The following is a 24727-nucleotide window of genomic DNA, read 5'->3' as shown; positions in this document are numbered from 1 at the left end:
GTCCAACGAGCAGGTGACGACCCCGTCACGGCTGAACCGTCGCCCGGCTCCTTCCTGACTAGGCTGACTCCATGCGTCTGCTGATCACCGCCGAGTCGCCGTCCACCGGCGCCTCACGCGATCTGGTGTGCGAGTACTCGGCCGACACCACCGTGCGTGATCTCGCCCGTACCGTCGCCCAGCAGCTGGGACACCGCACGGACACGGCGGACCGCACCAACGTCGTGGACCTGCGCACCCGCGAGACCGGTGTCGAGCCCGACCTGGACCTGTATCTCGGCGACGTCCCGCTCGACCCGAGTGCGACCATCGACGCCAGCGAGATCCGTCAAGGCGCCACCATCGGCGTCGGCGGACCGTCGTCGCACCGCGAGCACGAACCGATCGGACTCGTCGAGGTGCGGGTCGAGTCGGGACTCGGCGCCGGTCGCGTGCACCGGCTCAGCACCGGAACGGCCACCATCGGGTCGGCCGCGCACTGCACCATCTGCGTGTCCGACCCCACCGTCCCCGAGGTCGCCGCCACGCTCGAGGTCGACATGGCCGGCACCGTCACCATCACTCCCGACCCGGCGGCCGCGGACCGGACACTGCCCCAACCGCACCGCCGCGAGCCCGCTGCCGAGCCGATCATCCTGGCGGCCAGCTCGGTCACGGACGCCCAACGCGGCCGACTCGCCCGCCTGTTCCGTCGCAAGCCCGTCAGCACCGCGCTCGAGCTCGGCGACCGCGTCGACCCGATGGCCGACCTGCCCCTGCTGCGCCTCAACCGTGAACCGGTGGCCGCCACCACCACGTGGGAAGCGGGCCAGGACCTGGGGGTCGGCAACGTCCTGCTGGAGCAGGTGGCACCCGGCACGGCGGATGCCTCGCTCTCGCCGTCGCCGTCGCGCCCGGAGCTGGACTACAACCGCCCACCGCGTCTGCACCCGGCGGAGAAGCCGCGGGAGTTCACGCTGCCGCAGGAGCCCCGCAAGCCCGACAAGATGCCGTTCCCGCTGGTCATGATGCTGTCGCCGCTGGTCATGAGTGGCTCGATGTACTTCATCACCCGCTCGCCCTACACGCTGATGATCATGGTCATGATGCCGGTGATGATGCTGATGAACGCCACCACCGGACGTCGCCAGCAGAAGCGCCGCTACCTGACCCAGGTCGACGAGTACAACGAGAAGCGGGTGGGCGTGGAGCGCGCCGCCGTCGACTCCCTGATCGACGAGCGGTTCCACCGGCGCACGGTGTTCCCCGATCCGGCCAGCACCCTGCTGTTCGCCACGGGTCCGCGCGCCCGACTCTGGGAGCGGCGTCGGTGGGACGCGGACTTCCTGGTCCTACGCGTCGGCACGTGCGACCTGCCGTCCGAGGTCGAGGTGCGCGACCCCGATCGAGCCGCCCACGAGGGCCCGCTGCGGTGGACCGCCCCGGACGTCCCCGTCACCGTGAACCTGGGCGAGGCCGGCGTGGTGGGTGTCGCCGGCGACGCCAACCGCCGCCGCGTCGCCTCCTGGCTGGTCGCCCAGGTGGCCACCATGCACAGCCCGGCCGACACCTCGCTGTGGGTGCTCACCGACCCCGCGGGCGAGGATTCCTGGGACTGGGTCAAGTGGCTCCCCCACGCTCGAGGCGACGAGGGATCACGGGCCGTGCGCATCGGCGCCGACGACGACGGCCGCTCACAGCTGATCGGCGAGCTGTCACGGGTGGTCTCGAGCCGCCGCGAGCTGGACGAGAAGGCCATCGCGTCGGTCCAGCGCATGGTCCTGGTGCTCGACGGCGCCCGCGAGCTGCGCCTGCTGCCCGGCATGATCTCGGTCCTCAAGGACGGCCCGTCACTCGGCGTGCACGTCCTCTGCCTGGACCAGACCGTGCACGAGCTGCCCGAGGAGTGCCGCAGCGTCGTGTCCTACGCGGACGGCCTGATCAGCGTCGAGACCACCTCGGAGCGCCACATCGACGGCGTGCGGCCCGACCTGGTGGAGGCGTCCTGGCTGGAGCGGCTGTCCCGGGCACTGTCGCCCATCCGTGACGTCAGCACCGAGGACCCGAGCGCGGCGCTGCCGTCCTCGAGCCGGCTCCTGGACGTGCTGGGCCTGCCCCATCCCGACGGCGACGATCTCGTCGGGCGCTGGGGACGGTCCGGTCGGACCACCCGCGCCACCATCGGCGAGGGCCTCGACGGGCCGTTCACCATCGACGTGCGGGCTGACGGCCCCCACGGGCTCATCGCCGGCACCACAGGCTCCGGCAAGTCCGAGCTGCTGCAGACGATCATCGCGTCGCTCGCGGTCGGCAACCGGCCCGACGAGTTCACCTTCGTGCTGGTCGACTACAAGGGCGGCGCGGCGTTCATGGACTGCCAGCACCTGCCCCACACCGTCGGCATGGTCACGGACCTCGACGGGCACCTGACCACGCGTGCGCTGGAGTCGCTCGGCGCCGAGCTGCACTACCGCGAGCGTCAGCTGTCCCGCGCCCAGGCCAAGGACATCGAGGACTACCTCGCCGGCCGCAAGCCCGGCGACGAGCCCATGCCCCGCCTGCTGATCATCATCGACGAGTTCGCGGCGCTGGTGGCCGAGCTGCCCGACTTCGTCACCGGACTGGTCGACGTCGCCCGCCGCGGCCGATCCCTGGGCGTGCACCTGATCCTCGCCACCCAGCGCCCTGCCGGCGTGGTCAACGCCGAGATCAAGTCCAACACCAACCTGCGGATCGCCCTGCGCGTCACCGACAAGGGCGACTCCGAGGACGTCATCGAGTCCGGCGTCGCCGCCGACATCGCCAAGTCGACGCCGGGACGCGCCTACGCCCGGCTCGGAGCATCGTCGCTGCAGCCGTTCCAGAGCTCACGCGTCGGCGGTCGCCCCAAGGGGAACGCGGAGGCCGACCTCGTCGCATCGTCGTTCGGTTGGACCGACCTGAGCGTCGCCGGCCGCAAGGTCGCCACCGCCGCGGTCGAGGACGACGTCGAGATCCCCACCGATCTCGCGACGCTCGTCGGGGCCATCCGCGACGCCAACGACACCATCGGGCTGGGCCCGATGCGCAAGCCGTGGCTGCCTCCACTGCCGGAGACGATCGGCATCGACGAGCTGGAGGCGCCCACGCCCGAGGACGGCGTCGTGCCTCCGGTGCCGCTGGGCATCGCCGACATCCCGCACCACCAGCAGCAGCAGGTGGAGACATGGGACCTCGAGCGCGGCGGGCACCTGATGATCGCCGGGCAGTCGCGCTCCGGCCGGTCGTCGGCCCTGCGGCTCGTTGCGGCTGCCATCGCGCGTCAGACGTCCCCCGCCGATGTTCACCTGTTCGGGATCGATGCGGGCAACAACGCCCTCCTCCCCCTCATCGCGCTCCCCCACGTCGGCGCGGTCGTCACCCGGCTGCAGGTCGACCGCATGATGCGCCTGTTCGACCACCTCCAGCGTGAGGTCTCGAGGCGCCAGCAGAGTCTGGCCGAGCAGGGCTACGCCGACATCCGCGAGCAGCGCGCCTCCGCTGCGCCCGACGATCGGCTGCCGTACCTGGTGGTGCTGCTGGATCGGCTCGAGGGCTTCACCACGGCGTTCGAGTCCGTCGACGGCGGCGTCCTGCTCGAACGCCTCAACTCGTTGCTGCAGGAAGGCGCCGGTGCCGGTCTGCGGCTGGTCATCGGGTCGGACCGTTCCGGGGTCCTCGGTCGCATCTCGATGCTGGTGGAGGACCGCATCGTGCTGTCGATGAGCGACCCGAGCGACTTCTCCGCCGTGGGCATGACGGCCCGCCAGGTGCCGGTCACGATGCCCCCAGGGCGTGCCTTCCGGTCCGGCGAGCGGGCCCGAGAGCTGCAGTGGGCCCTGCTCGACGCGAGTGGCGTCGGGACCGACCAGGTGCGCGTGCTGCAGGAGATCGGCCGAGAGGCCACGGAGCGGTGGGCCGGCGTGGCCAGGAGTCGTCGGCCACAACGGGTCGACGAGCTGCCGGCCGCGATCACGCTGCGCGAGGCGCTCGAGCTCGACCCGGTGTCCGAGAGCCCGTCGTTCACTCCGGTGGGAGTCGGCGGCGACACCCTCGCCCTGCAGGGCTTCGACCCGCTCGTCACCGGCTCCGGCTTCCTGGTGGCCGGTCCGCCGAGGTCGGGACGCAGCAACGTCCTGCAGGTGATCGCCGAGCGACACCTGCAGATGCGACGCGAGGTGGTGCTGTTCGCCCCACGCGTCTCACCGCTGCGCGAGCTGGCCGACCGGCGCGTCACGGTGTTCACCGGTGCCGAGCCGCTGGACGAGATCAAGGAGCGCCTCGCCGCGCTGCGCCGGGAGCACACCATCGTCGTCGACGACTTCGAGGTGCTCGGCGCGGACTCGCCACTCGGGGCGGCGCTGGCGGACGCCTACGGCGCCATGCGGGACACGACCAACGCGATGGTGGTGGGCGGCAGCCTCGACGAGATCTCCAGCGTCTACCGGGGGCTGACCGTGGAGATGAAGCGCGGTCGCACCGGCCTGATCCTGTCCCCGCGATCGGCCAGCGACGGAGACGTGCTCAACGTGCGGTTGCCACGCTCCGTCGGCGCCGCGGTTCCCCAGGGACGCGGCGTGATGACCTCGCCGTCCGGCTGGCAGTGGGTGCAGGTGCCGAAGGCCTGAGGCGACGAGAGGGCCCAACGAGAGGGCCCCGCATCCGACGGATGCGGGGCCCTCGATCGTCTGGCCGGAGGTCAGGTGTCAGCGCGGCGAGTTCAGCGGCGCGAGCTGCGGGTGCATGTCGGCCTCCTTGGCCGCCTCCGCGAACTTGTTGTGCTGGAAGGCGACGTCGGTTCCCGCGGCGGCGTACGTCTGGGCCAGCTTGATCAAGGTGGGCTTGAAGGTGCCGTTCCAGTCCTGGTCGAACTGGTCGGCGCCCTTGGACTTCCACTCCTGGCGGGCGTTGTTGAACGCGTTGTCGACCTGCGTGATCATCGCGTCGGTGTCCATCATCGAGCGTTCCAGCTCCTTGTAGAGCGCCTCGAGATCTTCGATCCGTGCTTCAGCCATTCTGAACTACCCCCTGCGAAGGTGTGTGCCCCCACGAACGACGTCGAAGGGCGCTTGGACCCTACGATCCTAGACCGACAGCCTGTCCGGCGTCGACCGGCCACCCCCGAGGATGCAGCGGGCTGTCTCGAAGTCCGGTGAGCCGATATGATCAGCGGGTCATGGTTCCGATGGGCCATGACGATTCCCACATGGCACTGACACCTCCAGGAGGAACCGATGGCACCGGAGGACGACACCGACGACGTGGTCACCGAGCCGAACATGTTCCGCAGGACGTTGGACAGCAGCAAGACCACCGTCCAGGGGTGCAGCGACGCCGTCTTCTCCGGTCTCGGGTCTCCGCTCGACGCCATCGCCACGCCGATCGCCTCCGGCGGCTGGGTGTGCACGGAGGCCGACTCCTGGACGAGCGAGATGACCGGTCAGTGCAGCGGCATCCCCGAGGCCTTCGACGAAGCCCAGCACGAGATCCAGCAGCGTCTCAACAGCGAGCCCGACCGCGTGCCGGAGCACGACTGGCGCGGCCTCGGCTGGAGCCGAACCTGGGCCCACCGCCACAACTACTGATCACCACCACTCCTGATTGGGGGGACATGACCAAGGTCGAGATCGACATCGAGAAGCTCAACGCCGCCATCACGGCTGCGGAGGGCCTGGCCGACCGCATCGACTCCGAACGCCGCCGGGCCACCGGCGCCACCCCCATCGGCCTGCCCAGCCTGGGCGACGACACCCTCGGCAAGTCCTCCCGCTGGCTGCGCGACAACCTCGAGGAGCTGCAGTCCCGTCACGATCTCGCGGTGCTTCTCGACCGCGACGACACCGGTCACGCCACGTACGAGGTCTACGACGACAATCTCAGCGCGATCAAGCGGATGCTGGGCCAGGAGCTCGCCGACCGGGCCCAGGGGATCAACGTCGCCGACCCCGAGTCCTACAACGCCTACTCCGAGATGCTCGGTCGCTGGGTGGACGACTCGGCCGTCATGAGCGAGATGTACCTGCGCCTCGGACCCGACGGCACGCTGCAGGCCTTCAGCGACGCGGCCCAGAGCACCCGCAACTACGACCCGGCGGTCGACTTCGAGGATCAGCAACGTCTCCTCGACCTGCTCCGCGACGGGCTCGAGAGCGCCACCGAGTACCCGGCCTTCCCGGACCGCACCTTCGCCGAAGGCCTCGTCGACGAGGCCACCCGCGACCCCAACGACATCCTGCGCGACGGCGACCACATCGGCTACAACCCGTCGGGCGCCCTCGCGTTCCTGCTCACCGACGGCCACTTCGACAGCGAGTTCACCAGCGTGGTCGCCGACCGTCTCGACGACTACGAGCGCGTCCAGATGGACGGCGCCAGCGGTCTGTGGGGTGACCGGCCCGACAACGGCACCGACTTCTACCAGTTCGCCGGCTGGGGCTCGCCCTATGACAACCTCGACCCCATGACGGGTCTGATGTCGGCCCTCGAGAACGACCCGGAGCTGGCCCTGGAGTTCTTCAGCGACAATGACGATCCCGACGAGCCCGGCGAGGGCATCAACTCGCGCGCCTACTACTACCTGCACGAGCGCTCCTGGGGCCAGGACCAGTACCAGGCGATCACCGGCGTCATCGACGCTGCCACCACCGACCCCGACCTGATCGGCGACCCCGAGTCGGCCAGCGCCCACAACGCCTCGTTGCTGGTCTCGAAGTTCGTCGACTACGTGTCGACCCGGGACAACATCGACGACATCTCCGAGCGCATCAACTGGCCCGGCAACGATGCCTCCGAGAACATCGCCCACATGCTCACCACCTACATGGGCGGCGTCGACTACGCACTGACACCGGGGGCGAACGGCGACGTCGACCCGGGTGTGTTCTCCTTCACCTCCGACGCCGATCGCGGCATCATCCCCAACATGCCGTTGTTCGACCAGGACTCGCTGTCCAAGATCTCCTTGCTGGCCATGACGACCGACGACGGGTTCGCGCAGATGCGCGACGGGCTGAACGAGTACCGGGCCGACAAGCTCGGTTCCGTCGCCGACCAGCTGGCGGCCAACCCCGACGCCGACACCCTCCAGACCGGCCTGACGTCGGCCCTCGGCGCTGACGCCCGGATGGAGGGCTTCTTCGTCCGCACGCTCCAGGACGACAAGATCGCCAGCGCCGACGCCGCGGACGCCCGGACCCGCGCCTGGATCGACTTCGGGTCCGACGTCGTCGACCTGCTGCCGGTGCCGGGCGTCGACAGCCTCGCGGAGGGAGCCACGAAGGAGATCGTCAACGCGGCGATCGACCGCGGCAAGAGCTGGGACAGGACGCGATCACCGACTGGCTCGCCCACGAAGGCCAGGACGCCCGGGCGAGCGCTTCGGACGCCGCCGAGTCCACGCTGTCCCAGCAGTCGTACGTCGCGGCCACGTTGCTGGCGGATCGCGGGCTGGCGGGCAATGCGGACCTCGACATCCCGTCGTGGGACGAGTACGCGCAGATGTCGGACGCGCAGCAGGCGTCGACCCGAAGTCAGCTGTTCTCCGTCATGGAGGGCGTCGGCGGATACTTCAACATCGACGACTACGACCAGGCCTATCGCGCCGCGTTCCAAGACTTCTTCGACTGACCGCTCGACGACCTGACCACCGCGAGGGAACGGAACCACATGACGTACGTCCACCGCTCACAGCGACGTGTCCGACCCACTGGAGTGCTCGCCGCCATCGCGCTCACGGCGTCGTTGGGCGCGTGCGGCAGCGGCGCCAGCAGCGCCGATGACCCGTCTGGTGTGCCCGCCTACGACGAGGCGTCCGCGTGCGGCATCCAGGCCGACACCGTGGCCGCCCTGCTCACCACCGACCGGTTCGAGGTGGGCACGTCCGAGGGCTCGCTGGACGCCCCCGAGGCCTCCGACGACGGGTTCCGGTGCGAGATCTCGATCGGCCAGGGGGTCGCAACCCTCACCGTGCTGGCCAAGGTCAACGACGACGAGGGACTGAGCACCGTGCAGGGGGTCATCGATCGCAGCGAGCTCCGCTTCTCGGTCGCGGACGGGCAGGGCGACGGGGGCTTCGACCCACCGTTCGACGACACCGATGCCAGCCTCGACGCGGTCTGGGCGTGCGACCGTGTCACCGGGGAGGTGTTCGGCAACATCGACGGCTGGGACCCGGCAGCGCTGCGCTCCATGGTCGAGCAGGCTGCCGACACCGCCGGTTGCTCCGGGTAGCGGACGACTCAGCGAACCCGGGTGACGACCGTCTGGATCTCACCGATCTGCAGCGGGTAGGGCTCGCTGGTGTTGCTCACGCCCGGTGCCGGCAGCGTGCCGGTCTGCCCGCCGGGCAGGGTGAACGTGACGTCGAAGGTGCGGGTCAACGTGATCGCCACGTCCCCGGAGCTCAGGTAGGCGTGCTCGACGGCCCCGGGACCACCCACCGGGGCGTTCTCGACCCCGGCACCGGAGCCCGACGTGCCGTCGCCGTAGCTCCACGTGTAGCCGGACGGCTCGAAGCGCAGTCCGATCGCCTGGCCGAGCACCGTGATGGTCGCGTCGGCGCCGGCCGTGTCGGCGTAGAAGTTGGTCGGCACGTTGACGTAGGAGCGGTTGCCGGGCTCGACGTGGACGGCGGTCGCAGGAGCGGCCTGCTGCGCTGCGTCGCGAATGTCCGCGGTCGTGATCTGCACCGGGCCGCCCTCGGGCGGGTCGTCGGCGCCGCGGCACTGCGTGCCCACGTACTCGTAGTCGGCACCGTCGGACACGTCGCCGTTGGCGTCGTGCTGCCGGGTGTAGACGCGGAACCTGATCTCGCCGGTCGGGCAGGTGTAGACCGCCGATCCACACAGCGCATCGTCGCCGTTCTCGGGCGAGTTGAGTGAGCAGGCCGGGACGTACCGGTACTCCTTGTACGGCTTGGGAATGGTGAAGACCCCTTCGGATCCACCTCCGCCGCCGGTCTGGGTGGAGCCGCTGTCCGTGCCCGTGCCGGTGACGGTGTCACCGGAACCGGTGATGTCGATCGGCGGATCCGCCCACGCCGCCGCTGGAACGGCCACGATCGCCAGTGCGAGGACGAGCGCTGCTGCTGCACGGCGCATCATCATGCCTCCTTGGTCCCGTAGTTCTCCAGGCGCCACTGACCGTTCTTCCAGATCACGACGCTCGTCACCTCGATGTCGGCGGCCGCGCTGGTGTCGACCACCTTCTTGGTCTTCAGGTCGGTGATCTCGACCTCCGGGAACACGAGCGTCTGACGAACGGTGTACCGCGACGCGCTCTGCTCGTCGACGGCGATGTCGGTGATGCGGGTGTCCGCCGTGGGCACCTGCGCCTGGTCCCCGCGCTTCTGGTTGGCCTTGGCGAGGCTGATGCAGGTGGTGCACGAGGCGCCGTCCGACAGGGCGAGCAGAGGGTCGATGTCGTTGGTGGAGATCGCGTACACGACGTTCTGCATCACGAAGATCGAGAACGCCTTGGCTCCGGCGCCGGACTTGACGTCGTCGGGTCGGGTGGGCTTGACCGACGGCGCGGCGACGGGATCGCCGTCAGGGGTCGCGCTGGCCGTGGGCGACGCCGACTGCAGCGGCTTGACGTCGACGGATCCGTCCGAGCCTCCGCACCCGGTCAGAACGACCGCCAGGGCGACTGCTGCGAGAGCGGCACTGCGCATCGATGATCTCCTCCAGGTCGGGGCTGCGCACGCGGCGCAGCCTGTCTCCATCGCTGATCCTAGTGGACTACCGTCGCGTGGCCCATTCGGACCACGCCAACCGCATCGCACTCGTCCGCGGCGGACTGTCTCGAACCCGCACGACCCGATAGGCTCATCCGGACCATCGCCCTGGCACCGCCGCTCTCCCCGCAGCCTGAAGGAATCACTTCCGTGAACCGACTCCTCGCCATGCTGGTCTGCATCCCAGCCCTCGGGCTGGCTGCGTGCACCGGCGACCCCGAGGTCGAGGACGACGCCGTGTCGACCTGCGACTACCTGCCGCGCGACGTCGTCGCCGAGGTGCTCTCGCTGCCCGGGCAGGACGCCGACGATCTGGAGATGAGCGGCAACGACTACGACCCGACGCTCACGGGCACGAGCGACACCGAGACCCAGGTGCTGTCGAACATGTGCACCGCCGGCGACCCTGCGGTCGCCACGGTGAGCGTCACCTCGGTCATGCGGGACACCGAGGTCGCCGAGCCCGAGGACGTCGTCGGTACAGCGTGCGAGGACTTCGAGCCGTTCCCGTCGTCGGTCGAGGCGGTGGGTGGCACGTGCCTGTCCGTCAGCACCGTGGCGCGCGGACGCTGGGGAGACACGTTGGTCATCGTGCAGGTGTACCGCACCGACGGGCGCCAGCCCGGCGACCGCGAGGCCGCCATCGAGATCGCCGAGCAGTACGCGGCCGCCGCGGGCAGGGCGGTCGCAGGCGGACGGGGGACAGCATGACACCAACCGTCGACGCGGGCCGCGGACCTGCTGTGGCGTGCGATGGCCCTGGCGAACGCGTCGGTCGTCGAGGCGGCCGGAGCATGAAGCGGCCACGACGACCTGGCGCCCAGCCGGTACCGCGACGACATCGAGGACGCGCTGAAGGGCGACTGATCAGCCGAGTGTGGCGACCAGCGCGTCTGCTGCTGCGTCCAGCTGCTCGTCGGTGGTCGATCGGCCGAACGTGAACCGGACGGCGGTCTGTGCGACCTCGGGCTCGTAGCCCATGGCGATCAGCACGTGGCTGGGGTCGTCGCTGCCGGCGGCACACGCCGATCCGCTGGAGCAGACCACCCCACGTCGCTCCAGGTCGAGCAGGATCGACTCGCCGCTGCGGCCGGGGAACACGAACGACGCGCTGCCCGGGAGTCGCTCGATCGGATGCCCGGTGAGCTCGGCGCCGGGAACCTCGGCCAGCACCCGGGCGATGAACGCGTCGCGGCGAGCCACCACCTCGTCGGTGGGTCCGGAGGCAAGCGTCAGGGCAGCGGCCATGCCGACCGCGGCGGCGACGTTCTCGGTGCCGGACCGGTGCCCGCGCTCCTGTCCTCCACCGTGGATCAGCGGCTCGAACGGCGTCCGGCGCGACACCCAGAGCACGCCGACACCCTTGGGCGCCCCGATCTTGTGACCGCTGATGCTCAACGCCTGGACGCCGAGACCGGTCAGGTCGAGCCACCCTGCGGTCTGCACCGCGTCGGTGTGCAGCGGCACGCCGCGCTCGGCCGTGACCGCGGCCAGCTCGGCGATCGGCTGGACGGTCCCGACCTCGTTGTTGGCGTGCTGGATGCTGACGACGGCGGTGTCGTCGCGCAGCGCCTCGGCCAGGGTGTCGGGCGAGACCCGCCCCTCGTGGTCGACCGGGAGCTCGGTGACCTCGTAGCCGATGCGACCCAGCCACGCCGCCGACTCCAGCACCGCGGGGTGCTCGACGGCCGAGACGATGACGTGGCGACCGTCGGCGGCCAGCGCAATGCCCTTGACGGCCGTGTTGTCGGACTCGGTGCCGCCGGAGGTGAAGGTGATCTCCGACGCGCGGGCGCCCAGCAGCGCGGCGACGTTGGCCCGCGCACGGTCCAGCCCCGCCAGCGCCGCCTCCCCCACCTCGTGATGGCTCGAAGGATTGCCGAACTGCGGCCCGAGGTACGGCCACATGGCCTCCATGACCTCGCGCCTGACCGGCGTGGTGGCCGCCTCGTCGAGGTAGATCACGCGCTCACCCTGGTCGCCAGCTCCGAGCGCCAGCGAGGAGCGTGAGCGAAGCGAGGCGACCAGACCCGAGTGCTCGCTCGAGCCGTCGCCCTCACCACGCCTCGGTCGCTCGTTCCTCGCTCCCTCACAGTCGGCCGCGGGCGGCCTCCCTGGCGAGCTGGATGCTCCATCACGACACGGTGATGTCGAGGCCGAGGTCGAGGGCGCGGACGCTGTGGGTGAGGGCGCCGACACTGATGATGTCGACACCGGTGGCAGCGATGTCGCCGATGGTCTCGAGCGTCACTCCCCCGCTGGCCTCGACCAGCGCCCTCCCGTCGACCTGCTCCACTCCCGCGCGCAGATCCTCGAGGCTGAAGTTGTCGAGCATGATCGTGTCGACCACGGCGGACTCCATCACGCTCTCGATCTGCTCGATCCGGTCGACCTCCACCTCGATGTGGGTGGTGTGCGGCAGGGCTGCGGCCGCCTTGCGCAGCGCTTGGGTGGGGTCGCCCATCACCGCCAGGTGGTTGTCCTTGGCCATGACGGCGTCCGACAGCGAGTACCGGTGGTTGTGTCCACCACCGCACCGCACGGCGTGCCGCTCGAGCGCGCGCAGACCGGGCGTCGTCTTGCGCGTGTCGACGACGCGCACCTGGTGCTCGCCGACGGCCGCGACGTACTTCGCCGTCAACGTGGCGATGCCGCACATGCGCTGCACCAGGTTGAGTGCGACGCGTTCGGACTGCAGCACGGCGCGAGCCGGACCGGTCACGTGGGCCAGCACGTCTCCGGCGCCGAAGGAGTCGCCGTCCTCGACCTGCATCACGACGGCCACAGACGGATCGATGGTGCTCATGGCCATGGTGTAGACGTCGGCTCCGGCGAAGACTCCCGGTTCACGCGCCACGAGCTGTGCCTCCGCTGTCGCCTCGGCGGACACCAGGGTCTGCGACGTCACGTCGCCGAACGGTGCGTCCTCGTCGAGCGCCATGACGACGACGCGCTGGATCTGGCGGCGTTCAAGCATCTGCGACCACTCCTGAGTGAACCGCCTGGGCGGGGTCGGTGTCGGGGAAGTCGGCGCGGAAGTGCCCACCACGCGACTCGGTGCGGACCAGCGCGCTGGCCACGACAGCCCGCGCCACCACCAGCAGGTTGGCGTCCTCGGCGGACTTGGCGTCGGTGACGGCCGGCGAGGTCCACGTGGCCAGCTCGGCAATGGCCTGCTCCAGATCGACGGCGGTGCGGGACAGGCCGGCCGCGTCCCACATCAGCTGCTGCAGGTCGGAGCGGTTGACCTCGCGCCCCTCGGCGGATCCGAGCAGGTCCAGGGCGGTGGGCGCGGCCCACTCGTCGTCGAACGGCACCTGCGGTGCGGGGTCGAGGATGCCCTCGATGACCCGCGATCCGTACACGGCGCCCTCGAGCAGCGAGTTGGAGGCGAGCCGGTTGGCCCCCTGCAGCCCGTTGCACGCGACCTCGCCGACAGCGTAGAGACCGGGCACCGAGGTGCGGCCCCACTCGTCGGTGCGGATGCCGCCCATGTAGTAGTGGGCGGCAGGGGTGACCGGAATGGGCTCGCGGCCCCAGTCGAATCCTTGGGCGCGGCACGCGGCGTCGATGTTGGGGAACCGCTGGGCCAGGAACTCCGCACCCAGGTGCGTCGCGTCGAGGCGCACCGGAACCCCGGGCTGCTTCAGCATCTGGTTGGCGATGGCTCGGGCGACGACGTCGCGGGGAGCCAGCTCGGCGTCCGGGTGGACGTCGAGCATGAAGCGCTCACCATCTGCGTCGATGAGGTGGGCGCCCTCGCCGCGGACCGCCTCGGACACCAGGAAGTTGCCCGGGGCGTTCAGGGACGTGGGGTGGAACTGGTAGAACTCCAGGTCCGCCGCGACGGCACCGGCGCGCAGCCCCATGGCGATGCCGTCGGCCGTGGCCACTTCCGGATTGGTGGAGTACGGGAACAGCTGTCCCGCTCCCCCGGTGGCGAGGACGACGGCGTCGGCGCGCAGCTGCTCGCCGTCGAGCAGCTGGACCCCCACGACCACGCCACCCTCCACCAGCAGGTCGACGACGGTGGTGCGCTCGCGCACCGTGACGTCGGACTCGTGGATGCGGTCGATCAGCGCGTACGCGATACGGGCGCCCGTGGCGTCACCGCCGGCGTGCAGGATGCGCTGGTAGCTGTGGGCCGCCTCGAGCCCGTGCGACAGCCGGCCGTCGTGCACGTCGAACTGCACGCCACGCTCGATCAGCTCGTCGATGGCGTGCGGCCCCTCGGAGCACAGGATGCGCACCGTGTCCTCGTCGCTGAGCCCCGCACCGGCCACCAACGTGTCGGCGACGTGCGAGTCGACGCTGTCGCCCAGCTTCGGGGCCCGCGGGTCGGCCATGGCATCGGTGACGACGGCCACGCCACCCTGGGCGTAGCGGGTGTTGCTCTGCGCGAGGTCGGCCTTGGAGATCATGGTGACCTCGAGTCCGGCCTCGACGGCGTCGAGCGCGGCGGTCATGCCGGCGACGCCGCTTCCCACAACGATCAAGCTCTTCATGTCTGGCAACCGATCACTTCGGGAGCGCGGCGAGCATCCGCTCGAGCGCGATCTTGGCGTGGGTGGCGATCTCGTCGGGCACGACGATCTCGTTGACGACCTCGCCCTCGACGAGGCTGTCGAGGGTCCAGGCGAGGTAGCCGGGGTGGATGCGGTACATCGTCGAGCACGGGCACACGACCGGGTCGAGGCAGAAGATCGTGCGGTCGGGGTACTGCGCGGCGAGCCGGTTGACCATGTTGATCTCGGTGCCGATGGCGATGGTGTCGCCGGGGCTGGACGCCTCGACGAACTTCTTGATGGCGTCGGTCGAGCCCGACGCGTCGGCGGCGTCGACCACGGGCATGGGGCTCTCGGGGTGCACGATGATCTTGATGCCCGGGTGCTCCTCGCGAGCCTTCTTGATCTGGCCGACCGTGAAGCGCTTGTGCACCGAGCAGAAGCCGTTCCACAGCAGCACCTTGGCGCTGGTGAGCTCGTCGGCGGTGTGGCCGCCCATGGGCTTGCGCGGGTTCCAGGTGGGCATGTCGTCCAGGCTGATGCCCATGGCCTTGGCGGTGTTGCGGCCCAGGTGCTGGTCGGGGAAGAACAGCACACGGTGGCCGCGCTCGAACGCCCACTCCAGCACGGTGGCGGCGTTGGACGAGGTGCAGACGATGCCGTTGTGTCGACCGCAGAACGCCTTGAGAGCGGCCGAGGAGTTCATGTAGGTGACCGGGATGACCGGCTGCTTGCCGTCGGCGTCGGGTTCGTCGAGCGGGCCGTAGACGGCCTCGAGCTGCTCCCAGCAGTCCTCGACGGAGTCCTCGTCGGCCATGTCGGCCATCGAGCAACCGGCGGCCAGGTTGGGCAGGATGACGTGCTGCTCGGGCTTGGCGAGGATGTCGGCGGTCTCGGCCATGAAGTGCACGCCGCAGAACACGATGGCCTCGGCGTCGGGCTTGGTGAGGGCGGCGTTGGCCAGCTGGAACGAGTCGCCCACGAAGTCGGCGTACTGGACGACCTCGTCGCGCTGGTAGAAGTGGCCGAGGATGACCAGCTTGTCGCCGAGCGTCTCCTTGGCCGCCTTGATGCGCTCGTGCAGCTCGTCGTCGCTCATCTTCTGGTAGGCCACCGGCAGCTGGCCGGGGCGGACCACGGGGTCGGGGATCGGGTCGTCCTCGGAGCAGCCGGGGCCGTAGCCGGGCACGGTGTCGAACTCCCACGGGCCCTTCACCAGCTCGACGTCGCAGGAGGCGGCCGGGGCCGTGGTGATCAGGTCGTTGACTGAGGCGCTCATGCGGTCTCCTCGGGTTGCGGGACGTGCCGGTACAGGGCCGGGGGTCGGTGGCTGGTGCCCTGCAGGCAGCGGCCGGTGGGCTCCACCGCGCCGGTGGCGAGCACCTGGCGGCGGAAGTTGGCGGGGTCGATCTGCTTGCGCAGCACGGCCTCGTGCACCTCGCGCAGCTCGGCGAGGGTGAACTCGTCGTTGCAGAACGCGTAGGCGATCGGCGAGTAGGTGATCTTGGCGCGCAGACGCTGCAGTGCGTAGTCGAGGATCGTGTTGTGGTCGAACGCGAGTGCCGGCACCTCGTCGGCGACGAACCACTCGACGTTCTCGCCGTCGGCCGAGCGGGCGACCTCCTCGGGGCGCACCAGCGACCAGTAGACGATCGAGACGACTCGACCGCCGTCGGGATCGGCGGGGTCGGCGGCGGCGGAGCGGTCGACCGAGCCGAAGGAGTACAGCTGCTCGAGGTAGCGGGGCTGCAGCTCGGTGGTGCGGCCGAGGGTGTGGCGCGCCGAGGCCGCGAGATCCTCGTGCGACTCGAGCGGGCCGCCGGGCAGGGCCCACGATCCGAGGTGCGGCTCACGGATGCGGCGCACCAGCGGCAGCCAGACCGTGAGATCGCCCGACGTGGGGTGCGGGCGCAGCGCGAAGATGACGGTCGAGACCGCCAACGAGACCTTCTGATCCGTCTCCAGCACGCTGCACCTCCTTCAGGTACCAATGACACTAACCCCCGCTTATAGTCGAGTCAACACTAAGTAGATCCCCAACTGACGCCTGCACATGTCATAGCGGTCGGCCACGATGGGCAGATGTTGCTCGCAGACCTCGTGGCCACCTCCACCGAGGTCGCCGCCACACGGTCGCGCAAGGCCAAGGCCACGGCGCTCGCAGCCCTCTTCTCACGGCTCGACACCAGCGACCCCGAGGAGATCGCCACCGTCACCGCGTACCTGGCCGGGTCGTTGCGGCAACGGCGCACCGGGCTCGGCTGGCGTTCGATGCAGACGCTCCCGGCGCCTGCCGACTCACCCACGCTCACGGTCGCCGAGGTGCACCAGGCGTTCGAGCGCATCTCCGAGCTCGCCGGCCCCGGGTCGCAGGCCGCACGATCCGACGCCGTCATCACCCTGTTCTCCCGCGCGACCGCCGACGAGCAGGGCTGGCTGCGCGGCCTGGTCACCGGCGAGGTCCGCCAGGGCGCCCTCGATTCACTGGTGCAGGAGGGCCTCGCGCTCGCGGCCGAGATCCCGCTCACCGCCGTGCGTCGCGCCGCGATGATGGCCGGCTCCACCGTTGCGGTCGCACCTGCTGCCCTGACCGGCGGCGAGCCTGCACTGGCCTCGTTCGTGCTCGAGGTCGGGCGACCCGTCCAGCCGATGCTCGCCTCGTCAGCGCCCAGTGTCACCGAGGCGATGACCAAGATCGGCGGCCGGGTCGCGATCGACACCAAGCTCGACGGCATCCGCGTCCAGGCCCACAAGCAGGGTGACGACGTCGTGCTGGTCACCCGATCCCTCGACGACATCACCGACCGCCTGCCCGAGGTGGTCGAGATCGTCCGCGCGCTCCCCGCCGACCACGTGGTGCTCGACGGCGAGGTGCTCGCCCTCGACCCCGACGGCCGACCTCGCCCGTTCCAGGAGACGTCGTCACGCACGGCCCAGGGCAGCGCTGGAGCTGACCCTTCGGGCCGGGGCGGCGCGCACGTGACGCCGTTCTTCTTCGACCTGCTGCACCTGGACGGTCGCGACCTGGTCGACTCCGCCGGCGCCGAGCGCACGGCAGCCCTCGACGCGCTCGTGCCCGCAGAGCACCGGATCGAGCGGCTCGTCACCGACGACCCGGAAGCCGCCGAGGCGTTCGCCCGTGAGGCCGTCGAGCGCGGCCATGAGGGCGTGGTCGTCAAGGATCTCGCCGCGCCCTACGCCGCGGGTCGCCGCGGGGCCGCCTGGGTCAAGGTCAAGCCGGTGCACACCCTCGACCTCGTGGTGCTCGCCGTCGAGTGGGGATCTGGCCGCCGCAAGGGCTGGTTGTCCAACATCCACCTCGGCACGCGTGAGGGCGTGATGCTCGGCAAGACCTTCAAGGGCATGACCGACGAGATGCTCGCGTGGCAGACCGAGCGGTTCCTCGAGCTGGAGACCTCGCGCACCGACCACGTCGTGCACGTGCGACCCGAGCAGGTTGTCGAGATCGCCTTCGACGGATTGCAGCGGTCCACCCGCTATCCCGGTGGCGTCGCCCTGCGGTTCGCGCGCGTTGTCAGGTACCGCGACGACAAGACCGCTGCCGAGGCCGACACGCTGGAGACCGTGCGCCTGCTTGGATGAGGCCATGAGCCAGCAGATGATCGTCTCGGCGTCGGCCGAGATCGACGCCCCCGCCAGCGCCGTCTTCGAGCTGATCGCCGACCCGGCCCGTCAGCCTGAGTGGGACGGCAACGACAACCTCTCGGCCTCCACCTCACCGCGTGTGCAGGCCGTGGGCGAGGTCTTCTCGATGCAGAACACCAGCGGCAAGACGCGCGAGAACCACGTGGTCGAGCTCGATGAGGGGCGCCTGATCGCCTGGCAGCCGAGCAGCGTCGGAGAGCCGCCGGCCGGCCACCTGTGGCGCTGGGAGATCGAGCCGATCGGCGACGACCGCTGCCGCGTCACCCACACCTACGACTGGACCCGGCTGACCGACGAGTCGCGCATGGAGCGGGCCCGCAGCACCACCAGCGAGAACCTGCAGGCCTCGATCTCGCGCCTGAAGGCGTTGGCCGAGCAGCTGACCTGACTCACTCCCGCAGCGGGTCCGCGTGACGGTGGAACAGCTTCCACCGGCCGTCCTCGTGGCGGTACAGCTCGGTCAACCTCAGGTCGAAGGGCACCGGCTCGTCCTGCCCCGCGACGCGCACCACGGATCGCTGGACGCCCACCCAGTAGGCGAGGTTGCCGTCGGTGCCGCTCGACAGCGTCTCGAACTCGTTGCGATCGCTGCCGGCGAACCGCGCTGCACCGGCCGCGTTGTTGGCGTTGACCTCCTCGACACCGGTCACCACGGTGCCGGAGGGTCCGAAGATGCTGGCGTCGCCGGAGTCGGCCGACACCTCGTGCAACGGCGCTGCGTCACCGTCGAGGAAGACGTCGGACGCGGCCATGCGCTCGGTCAGGTACTCGTCGAAGTCGCTCATGCATCGACTCTGCACCACGACACCGACATCGTCAGATGTTCACCCGCGGGGCGAACCTGACCTCGGCGAACAGGTCGGGTGCAGCCGGCCAGTCCGCCAGCGCCGCGCCGACGGCACCGACATCCGTCGTGCCGTCGGCACCGAAGTCGATCACCAGCGCCGGGTCCGGTGTGGTGTCGCCCCGCTCGACCCGGAATCCGGCCACACCGATCAGCCGCCACCCGGCGGCGATCCGCGCCTCCACGATGGGCAGGGCTGCGGGAGCAGGCACGAAGATCTCGGTCGGCTCGGCCACCTCAGATCCCCGTCCGTCCGTCGATGCTCTCGCGCAGCAGGTCGGCGTGGCCGCAGTGACGGGCGTACTCCTCGATCAGGTGCACCAGGACCTCGCGCAGGCTGATCTCCCGGCCGTGCACCAACCCTGTCACCTCCATCGACGCGGCGGAGTCGACCCAGGCGCGGCCGAACGAGACCCCCTCGCGCCACGCCGCCCACGCCTCGGCCACCATCGCGTCGTCGGCGATCGCGTCGTCGAAGTCGGCGTCCGGGCGCTCGCCCTTGCCCCAGAGCCTCGGCAGGTCGGTCTGACGATCCATCACTCGGCGCCACCAGTGCTCCTCCACGAAGGCGAGGTGGCGCAGCAGCCCGAGCAGGGACATCGTCGACGGCCGGACCGATCGGCTGGCCAGCTGCTCGGCGTCGAGGTCGGCGCACTGCTTCTCGAACGTGTCGCGGAAGTGCTGGAGGTACTCGACCAGCACGGCGCGCTCGCCGTCAGGCATCGCGGTGGCGACGCACGTAGACCTGACGGCGCTGCACGGCCACGACCGAGCCGTCCTCGGCCAGCAACGGCACCTCGAACCAGCGCAGCAGCTTCTCACCGCCCGCCGTCGCCTCGCGGATCTCGGCCACGACGTCGGCGGGCATCTCGACGACCGCGGTGACCGGGCCGGTGCCCGGACGGACGAAGTCGATCTCGACGACCTTGTCCCACACCGCGAACTCCTCGCCCATCTGGTTGGCCAGCAAGATGACCACGAACGGGTCGATCATGCTGAACAGCGAGCCACCGAACGCGGTGCCGAAGTAGTTGGAGTTCTCCTCGGTCAGGTCCAGGCGGATCTCCGCGCGCGACCAGTCGTCGGCGATCGAGGTGACCTCGATCTTCTGCGCGGCGAAGGTGGGCCAGGAGTTGATGCCGACGCGCAGCTGCTCGGGGGTCTGGTCTCTGGAGAAGGGAGGCACGATCCGACGGTAGACCGTCAGACGCCGTCGACGTAGACCCACCGACCGGCGCGGCGGGCGAACCGGCTGACCTCGTGCATCGTCCCCTCCCGATGGTGGGCCTCGAACTCCACGACCCCGGTCTCGTCGTCAGGACCGCCGTCGCGGGTGACGAGCACCGTCAGGCCACACCAGCCTGCGTCCACCGGCAGCGAGATCGGGTCCGGCCGGGTGCGCGGGTGCCAGGTGCGGAAGAGGTGGTTCTCGTCGCGGCGGACGTAGGCGGTGTAGCGCGACCGCATCAGCTGCTCGGCCGTCGGCGCCGGGTGTCCGTCCAGGAACGGTCCGCAGCACGAGGCGAAGTCCTGCCCCGTGCCGCACGGACAGTCAGAAGCTTGCCATGGCGTCGACGGTACTGGTGGTGTCGGCGGTCGCGCGGCTCCCGTACGATGAGAGCACAGCGTTCGAGCCGTCATCAGCGGCGAGCAGCCGGAAGAACAGAGACGCAGGTCTCCCAGTAGAACCGGACGGGTGGGCCCGTCATCGCCTTCATGAAGTGGCTGTTCCCCCGGGTCCAGCAATCGAGGTGGTACCGCGGCTCCCCTGCCCAGGGTCGTCGTCCTCGTGTGAGAGCACGAGCACGCAGGAGCCCAGATGACGTACCCCCGCACCCCGGCCGGCCAGTCCGGCCCCAGCGCCGTCCCCTCGAGCCCTCGTTTCCCCGAGATCGAGGAGCGCGTGCTCGACTTTTGGGCTGCCGACGACACCTTCCGCGCGAGCATCGAGCAGCGCGACGCCGGACCGAACGGCGAGAACGAGTTCGTCTTCTACGACGGCCCGCCGTTCGCCAACGGCCTGCCCCACTACGGTCACCTGCTCACCGGCTACGTCAAGGACGTCGTGCCGCGCTACCAGACCATGCGCGGCCGACGCGTCGAACGTCGCTTCGGCTGGGACACCCACGGGCTGCCCGCCGAGCTGGAGGCCATGCGCCTCAACGGCATCAAGACCACCGACGAGATCGTCGAGATGGGCATCGACGCGTTCAACGCGGCGTGCCGCGAATCGGTCATGAAGTACACCGGCGAGTGGCGTGACTACGTGACCCGCCAGGCCCGCTGGGTCGACTTCGAGAACGACTACCGCACCATGAACCCCGACTACATGGAGTCGGTCATCTGGGCGTTCAAGAGCCTGTACGACAAGGGCCTGATCTACGAGGGCTTCCGCGTGCTGCCCTACTGCTGGAACGACGAGACGCCGCTGTCGAACCACGAGCTGCGCATGGACGACGACGTCTACCAGAACCGCCAGGACCCAGCCGTCACCGTCGGATACGCCATCAGCGACGAGGGCCCGTTCCGCGACGCCAAGCTGCTGATCTGGACCACCACCCCGTGGACCCTGCCGAGCAACCTCGCGGTCATGGTCGGCAGCGACATCGACTACGTGATGGTCCAGGACGAGACCGGCCAGCGCCTGATCCTCGCCGAGGCGCGACTCGGCGCCTACGCCCGCGAGCTCGGCGACTCCCCCGAGATCGTCTGGTCGGGCAAGGGCATCGATCTGCTCGGCCTGCAGTACACCCCGCCGTTCAGCTACTACGAGGGCCGCGAGAACGCGTTCCGCGTCGTGGCCGCCGACGACGCCGTCACCACCACCGACGGCACCGGCCTGGTGCACACCGCCGGGGCGTTCGGCGAGGTCGACAAGGAGGTGACCGACCGCGAGAACATCGAGGCGGTCATGCCTGTGGGCAAGGACGGCCGCTTCACCACGCCGGTCGACGAGTACGAGGGCATGCTCGTGTTCGACGCCAACCTGCAGATCATCGACGACCTCAAGAACGGCACCGGCTCGGTCACGCCCGGCACGGTGCTGCTGCGCCGCGAGACCTACGACCACTCCTACCCGCACTGCTGGCGCTGCCGCGAGCCCCTGATCTACAAGGGCGTCTCGTCGTGGTTCGTCGAGGTCACCGCCATCAAGGCACGCATGCTGGAGCTGAACCAGCAGATCGAGTGGGTGCCCGAGCACATCAAGGACGGCCAGTTCGGCAAGTGGCTGGAGAACGCCCGCGACTGGTCCATCACCCGCAACCGGTTCTGGGGCTCGCCCGTGCCGGTGTGGAAGAGCGACGACCCCGCCTACCCGCGCATCGACGTGTACGGCTCGTTCGAGGAGATCGAGCGCGATTTCGGTCGCGTGCCGACCCGCCTGAACGAGCAGGGCGACGCCGAGCCCGACCTGCACCGCCCGTACGTCGACGAGCTGGTGCGCCCCAACCCCGACGACCCGCGCCCGATCGACGGGGGCCGGTCCATGATGCGGCGCGTGCCCGACGTGCTCGACGTGTGGTTCGACTCCGGGTCGATGCCCTACGCCCAGGTGCACTACCCGTTCGAGAACGCCGAGTGGTTCGAGGGCTCCAACGGTGCTGGACCTGACGCTGCCGCGTCGGGGCAGGGCCACTTCCCGGGCGACTTCATCGTGGAGTACATCGGCCAGACCCGCGGCTGGTTCTACACGCTGCACATCCTGGCCACCGCCCTGTTCGACAAGCCCGCGTTCGAGGCGTGCATCAGCCACGGCATCGTGCTCGGCTCGGACGGCAACAAGATGAGCAAGTCGCTGCGCAACTACCCCGACGTGTCCGAGGTGTTCGACCGTGACGGCGCCGACGCCATGAGGTGGTTCCTGATGGCCTCACCCATCCTGCGCGGCGGCAACCTGATCGTCACCGAGCAGGGCATTCGCGACAGCGTGCGCCAGGTGATGATCCCGCTGTGGAACAGCTGGTACTTCTTCAGCCTGTACGCCAACCTCGCGGGCGGTGCTGCATCGGGAGGGGGCTTCGAGGCGCGCACGATCAGCGACGGCGGAGCGGATCTGACCGATCCGATGGACCGCTACATCCTGGCCAAGCTCGGCCGGTTCGTCGACGACATGACCACCCAGATGGACTCCTACGCCGTCGCCGACGCCTGCGAGACCACGCGCGAGTTCCTCGACGTGCTGACCAACTGGTACATCCGCCGCTCGCGCGAGCGGTTCTGGCTGGCCGACGGCTCTGCTGCCGACGAGCAGACCCGACAGCCGTTCGACACGTTGTTCACGGTGCTCGAGACGGTCTGCCGGGTGGCCGCTCCCCTGCTGCCGCTGACCACCGAGGAGATCTGGCGTGGTCTCACCGGCGAGCGCTCGGTGCACCTGACCGACTGGCCGGACGCCGCGGCCTTGCCGTCGGACGATGCGCTGGTGTCGGCGATGGACCAGGTCCGCGACATCTGCTCCACCGGTTCGTCGATCCGCAAGGCCGCCGGCCTGCGCACACGACTGCCGCTGGCGTCGCTGCTCGTGGCGGTCGGCGATCCCTCCGCGCTGGAGCCGTTCGCGTCCATCGTGGCCGGCGAGCTGAACGTCAAGCAGGTGCGGTTCGTCGACCTGTCCTCGGACGAGGCTCAGGCGTTCGGCCTCAGCAGCAAGCTGACCGTCAATGCCCGCGTGGCGGGCCCGCGCCTGGGCAAGGACGTGCAGACCGCCATCAAGGGCTCGAAGTCCGGCGACTGGTCGGTCGCCGACGATGGCCAGGTGACCGCGGGCGGACTGGCGCTGGTCGACGGCGAGTACACCCTCGAGCAGGTCGCCGAGTCGGCCGAGGGCGCCGAGGTGGCGCTGCTGCCGGGGTCCGGCTTCGTGGCGCTCTCGACCGAGGTCACCCCCGAGCTGGCCGCCGAGGGACTGGCCCGCGACCTCGTGCGCGGCGTGCAGCAGGCCCGCCGCGACGCGGGACTGGACGTGTCGGACCGGATCACCCTCACGATCGGCGGCAGCGACGCCGTGGTGGCCGCGGCCAGCACCCACGCAGCCCTCATCGCCGGTGAGACGCTCGCGACGCTGACCGTGGGCGAGGTCGCCGATGGCACCGCGGTCGAGGTCGCCGACGGCGAGTCCGCCGTGGTGTCCCTGGCGAAGGCCTGATCGATGACGGTGCGGCTCGTCGCAGTGACGTTCGACGTGGCGGGCGCCCACGCGACGGCTGAGTTCTGGGCAGCGCTGCTCGAGCGCGACGTGCAGGACCACGACGGCGGGCTCCTCGTGCCCGGGGACGCCACCCAGGTGGGACTGCGCTTCGTCGAGGACCCGTCACCTCGTGCCGACGGCGGTCGCAGCATCCACGTGCACGTCACCAGCGACGACGCACCGTCGCAGCAGCACGTCGTCGACCGTGCCCTGGCCCTCGGCGCCCAGCACCGCGACGTCGGCCAGCTGCCGGAGGAGGACCACGTCGTCCTCGTCGACCCCGGCGACGACCCGTTCTGCGTCATCGAGCCCGGCAACTCCTATCTCGCCGGAACCGGGCGGCTCGGTGAGATCGCGTGCGACGGAACGCGATCGGTCGGCCTCTTCTGGAGCGAGGCGCTCGGCTGGCCGCTGGTCTGGGACACCGACGGCGAGACCGCCATCCAGTCCCCGGCCGGTGGCACCAAGGTGGCCTGGGGCGGTCCCCCGGTCGCTCCGATCGCGGGTCGCATGCGCCAACGCCTCGATCTCGCCGCACCTGCGGCCGACATCGATGACGAGGTCGAGCGGCTCGTCGCCCTTGGCGCTTCTCGTCTGCGCGCAGCGCCGGCCGAGGTCACGCTCGCCGATCCCGACGGCAACGAGTTCCAGCTCGTCGCCGTCGCGCCCTGACCGACGCGGAGCGGCACCAACCACTCCCTCCGCCGGCCCGCCGAGTCAGCCGGCTCGAACTGTCCGAGGGTCTCGCTACGTTGCGATGACCGGGCGGTCACCCCACGCCCACCTGGTTGTGG

The 24727-nt window shown here is 70.1% G+C and carries 22 protein-coding genes; 9 read left to right on the top strand and 13 right to left on the bottom strand.

All coding sequences use genetic code 11. The annotated features are described in order from the left end of the window. Positions 1–71 precede the first annotated feature (71 nt). Positions 72–4625 (top strand): FtsK/SpoIIIE domain-containing protein, encoded by a 4554-nt coding sequence (locus AC0L5F_RS15895; protein WP_473314399.1) that lies wholly within the window; start codon positions 72–74, stop codon positions 4623–4625. Positions 4626–4703: 78 nt separating this feature from the next. Here the strand turns inward: AC0L5F_RS15895 and AC0L5F_RS15890 are convergent, their stop codons facing one another. Then, the gene (locus AC0L5F_RS15890) at positions 4704–5012 is read right to left on the bottom strand and encodes a hypothetical protein (protein WP_473314398.1); all 309 of its coding nucleotides are present in this window, start codon (positions 5010–5012) and stop codon (positions 4704–4706) included. Between the two features lie 219 nt (positions 5013–5231). Here AC0L5F_RS15890 and AC0L5F_RS15885 point away from each other — a divergent pair, with 219 nt between their 5' ends. From AC0L5F_RS15885 to AC0L5F_RS15875, 3 genes are read left to right on the top strand one after another with little or no spacing between them, the layout of a single operon-like run. Continuing rightward, complete coding sequence (locus AC0L5F_RS15885) at positions 5232–5582, top strand: hypothetical protein (RefSeq protein ID WP_473314397.1); 351 nt, start codon at positions 5232–5234, stop codon at positions 5580–5582. Positions 5583–5608: 26 nt separating this feature from the next. Next, entirely contained in the window at positions 5609–7639 is a 2031-nt protein-coding gene (locus AC0L5F_RS15880) for a DUF6571 family protein (RefSeq protein ID WP_473314396.1), read from the top strand. A gap of 23 nt (positions 7640–7662) precedes the next feature. Beyond that, positions 7663–8226 carry a hypothetical protein gene (locus AC0L5F_RS15875; RefSeq protein ID WP_473314395.1) on the top strand — a complete coding sequence of 188 codons (564 nt, stop codon included), beginning with the start codon at positions 7663–7665 and terminating at the stop codon, positions 8224–8226. Positions 8227–8234: 8 nt separating this feature from the next. Here AC0L5F_RS15875 and AC0L5F_RS15870 read toward each other — a convergent pair whose 3' ends face one another. Continuing rightward, positions 8235–9101 carry a hypothetical protein gene (locus tag AC0L5F_RS15870; RefSeq protein ID WP_473314394.1) on the bottom strand — a complete coding sequence of 289 codons (867 nt, stop codon included), beginning with the start codon at positions 9099–9101 and terminating at the stop codon, positions 8235–8237. After that, positions 9098–9667, bottom strand: coding sequence for a DUF6318 family protein (locus tag AC0L5F_RS15865; RefSeq protein WP_473314393.1), 570 nt, complete (start codon positions 9665–9667; stop codon positions 9098–9100). The genes AC0L5F_RS15870 and AC0L5F_RS15865 overlap by 4 nt, the downstream gene beginning before the upstream one ends. 213 nt (positions 9668–9880) lie before the next feature. Here AC0L5F_RS15865 and AC0L5F_RS15860 point away from each other — a divergent pair, with 213 nt between their 5' ends. Beyond that, positions 9881–10441: a hypothetical protein gene (locus AC0L5F_RS15860; RefSeq protein WP_473314392.1), complete on the top strand. Its 561-nt coding sequence runs from the start codon at positions 9881–9883 to the stop codon at positions 10439–10441. A 156-nt stretch (positions 10442–10597) separates the two neighbouring features. Here the strand turns inward: AC0L5F_RS15860 and AC0L5F_RS15855 are convergent, their stop codons facing one another. The 5 genes from AC0L5F_RS15855 to AC0L5F_RS15835 form a co-directional block, all read right to left on the bottom strand. After that, on the bottom strand, positions 10598–11695 hold the full coding sequence (locus AC0L5F_RS15855) for a cysteine desulfurase family protein (protein WP_473314391.1): 1098 nt from the start codon (positions 11693–11695) through the stop codon (positions 10598–10600). 169 nt (positions 11696–11864) lie between these two features. Further along, positions 11865–12707, bottom strand: coding sequence for a carboxylating nicotinate-nucleotide diphosphorylase (nadC, locus tag AC0L5F_RS15850; protein WP_473314390.1), 843 nt, complete (start codon positions 12705–12707; stop codon positions 11865–11867). Continuing rightward, positions 12700–14235 carry an L-aspartate oxidase gene (gene nadB, locus AC0L5F_RS15845; protein ID WP_473314389.1) on the bottom strand — a complete coding sequence of 512 codons (1536 nt, stop codon included), beginning with the start codon at positions 14233–14235 and terminating at the stop codon, positions 12700–12702. Before nadB ends, nadC begins: the two co-directional genes overlap by 8 nt. Positions 14236–14248: 13 nt before the next feature. Beyond that, the gene (gene nadA, locus AC0L5F_RS15840; protein WP_473314388.1) at positions 14249–15514 is read right to left on the bottom strand and encodes a quinolinate synthase NadA; all 1266 of its coding nucleotides are present in this window, start codon (positions 15512–15514) and stop codon (positions 14249–14251) included. Next, a complete protein-coding gene (locus tag AC0L5F_RS15835; RefSeq protein WP_473314387.1) occupies positions 15511–16203 on the bottom strand; it encodes an NUDIX hydrolase in 693 nt (230 codons plus the stop codon). The genes nadA and AC0L5F_RS15835 overlap by 4 nt, the downstream gene beginning before the upstream one ends. Before the next feature lie 114 nt (positions 16204–16317). Here AC0L5F_RS15835 and AC0L5F_RS15830 point away from each other — a divergent pair, with 114 nt between their 5' ends. Both AC0L5F_RS15830 and AC0L5F_RS15825 read left to right on the top strand, forming a co-directional pair. After that, entirely contained in the window at positions 16318–17838 is a 1521-nt protein-coding gene (locus tag AC0L5F_RS15830) for an ATP-dependent DNA ligase (RefSeq protein ID WP_473314386.1), read from the top strand. A gap of 4 nt (positions 17839–17842) precedes the next feature. Then, on the top strand, positions 17843–18289 hold the full coding sequence (locus AC0L5F_RS15825; RefSeq protein ID WP_473314385.1) for an SRPBCC family protein: 447 nt from the start codon (positions 17843–17845) through the stop codon (positions 18287–18289). 1 nt (position 18290) lies between these two features. Here the strand turns inward: AC0L5F_RS15825 and AC0L5F_RS15820 are convergent, their stop codons facing one another. From AC0L5F_RS15820 to AC0L5F_RS15800, 5 genes are read right to left on the bottom strand one after another with little or no spacing between them, the layout of a single operon-like run. Beyond that, positions 18291–18686 carry a YybH family protein gene (locus AC0L5F_RS15820; protein WP_473314384.1) on the bottom strand — a complete coding sequence of 132 codons (396 nt, stop codon included), beginning with the start codon at positions 18684–18686 and terminating at the stop codon, positions 18291–18293. Between the two features lie 31 nt (positions 18687–18717). Beyond that, entirely contained in the window at positions 18718–18981 is a 264-nt protein-coding gene (locus AC0L5F_RS15815) for a hypothetical protein (protein ID WP_473314383.1), read from the bottom strand. A 1-nt stretch (position 18982) separates the two neighbouring features. Further along, complete coding sequence (locus AC0L5F_RS15810; protein ID WP_473314382.1) at positions 18983–19468, bottom strand: DinB family protein; 486 nt, start codon at positions 19466–19468, stop codon at positions 18983–18985. Next, positions 19461–19931 carry a PaaI family thioesterase gene (locus tag AC0L5F_RS15805; protein WP_473314381.1) on the bottom strand — a complete coding sequence of 157 codons (471 nt, stop codon included), beginning with the start codon at positions 19929–19931 and terminating at the stop codon, positions 19461–19463. The genes AC0L5F_RS15810 and AC0L5F_RS15805 overlap by 8 nt, the downstream gene beginning before the upstream one ends. A 17-nt stretch (positions 19932–19948) precedes the next feature. Further along, positions 19949–20212, bottom strand: coding sequence for a YchJ family protein (locus AC0L5F_RS15800; RefSeq protein WP_473314380.1), 264 nt, complete (start codon positions 20210–20212; stop codon positions 19949–19951). Positions 20213–20564: 352 nt separating this feature from the next. On the opposite strand from AC0L5F_RS15800, the gene ileS reads away from it, so the two are divergent. Together ileS and AC0L5F_RS15790 are read left to right on the top strand one after the other, a co-directional pair. Next, a complete protein-coding gene (gene ileS / locus AC0L5F_RS15795) occupies positions 20565–23891 on the top strand; it encodes an isoleucine--tRNA ligase (RefSeq protein WP_473314379.1) in 3327 nt (1108 codons plus the stop codon). Positions 23892–23894: 3 nt separating this feature from the next. Then, positions 23895–24605, top strand: a complete 711-nt coding sequence (locus tag AC0L5F_RS15790) for a VOC family protein (RefSeq protein ID WP_473314378.1) — start codon at positions 23895–23897, stop codon at positions 24603–24605. Positions 24606–24727 lie beyond the last annotated feature (122 nt).

The sequence above is a fragment of the Aeromicrobium sp. 10G20-16 genome, from assembly GCF_055809665.1.
Note: the sequence above shows the minus strand (reverse complement) of the source record. Positions and strands in the feature narration are given on the sequence as shown.

Coding starts and splice junctions, on each gene's coding strand:
- AC0L5F_RS15895 (WP_473314399.1), top strand. CDS start 72: ATGCGTCTGCTGATCACCGCCGAGTCGCCGTCCACCGGCGCCTCACGC.
- AC0L5F_RS15890 (WP_473314398.1), bottom strand. CDS start 5,012: ATGGCTGAAGCACGGATCGAAGATCTCGAGGCGCTCTACAAGGAGCTG.
- AC0L5F_RS15885 (WP_473314397.1), top strand. CDS start 5,232: ATGGCACCGGAGGACGACACCGACGACGTGGTCACCGAGCCGAACATG.
- AC0L5F_RS15880 (WP_473314396.1), top strand. CDS start 5,609: ATGACCAAGGTCGAGATCGACATCGAGAAGCTCAACGCCGCCATCACG.
- AC0L5F_RS15875 (WP_473314395.1), top strand. CDS start 7,663: ATGACGTACGTCCACCGCTCACAGCGACGTGTCCGACCCACTGGAGTG.
- AC0L5F_RS15870 (WP_473314394.1), bottom strand. CDS start 9,101: ATGATGATGCGCCGTGCAGCAGCAGCGCTCGTCCTCGCACTGGCGATC.
- AC0L5F_RS15865 (WP_473314393.1), bottom strand. CDS start 9,667: ATGCGCAGTGCCGCTCTCGCAGCAGTCGCCCTGGCGGTCGTTCTGACC.
- nadC (WP_473314390.1), bottom strand. CDS start 12,707: ATGCTTGAACGCCGCCAGATCCAGCGCGTCGTCGTCATGGCGCTCGAC.
- nadB (WP_473314389.1), bottom strand. CDS start 14,235: ATGAAGAGCTTGATCGTTGTGGGAAGCGGCGTCGCCGGCATGACCGCC.
- nadA (WP_473314388.1), bottom strand. CDS start 15,514: ATGAGCGCCTCAGTCAACGACCTGATCACCACGGCCCCGGCCGCCTCC.
- AC0L5F_RS15830 (WP_473314386.1), top strand. CDS start 16,318: ATGTTGCTCGCAGACCTCGTGGCCACCTCCACCGAGGTCGCCGCCACA.
- AC0L5F_RS15825 (WP_473314385.1), top strand. CDS start 17,843: ATGAGCCAGCAGATGATCGTCTCGGCGTCGGCCGAGATCGACGCCCCC.
- AC0L5F_RS15820 (WP_473314384.1), bottom strand. CDS start 18,686: ATGAGCGACTTCGACGAGTACCTGACCGAGCGCATGGCCGCGTCCGAC.
- AC0L5F_RS15810 (WP_473314382.1), bottom strand. CDS start 19,468: ATGCCTGACGGCGAGCGCGCCGTGCTGGTCGAGTACCTCCAGCACTTC.
- AC0L5F_RS15800 (WP_473314380.1), bottom strand. CDS start 20,212: ATGCGGTCGCGCTACACCGCCTACGTCCGCCGCGACGAGAACCACCTC.
- ileS (WP_473314379.1), top strand. CDS start 20,565: ATGACGTACCCCCGCACCCCGGCCGGCCAGTCCGGCCCCAGCGCCGTC.
- AC0L5F_RS15790 (WP_473314378.1), top strand. CDS start 23,895: ATGACGGTGCGGCTCGTCGCAGTGACGTTCGACGTGGCGGGCGCCCAC.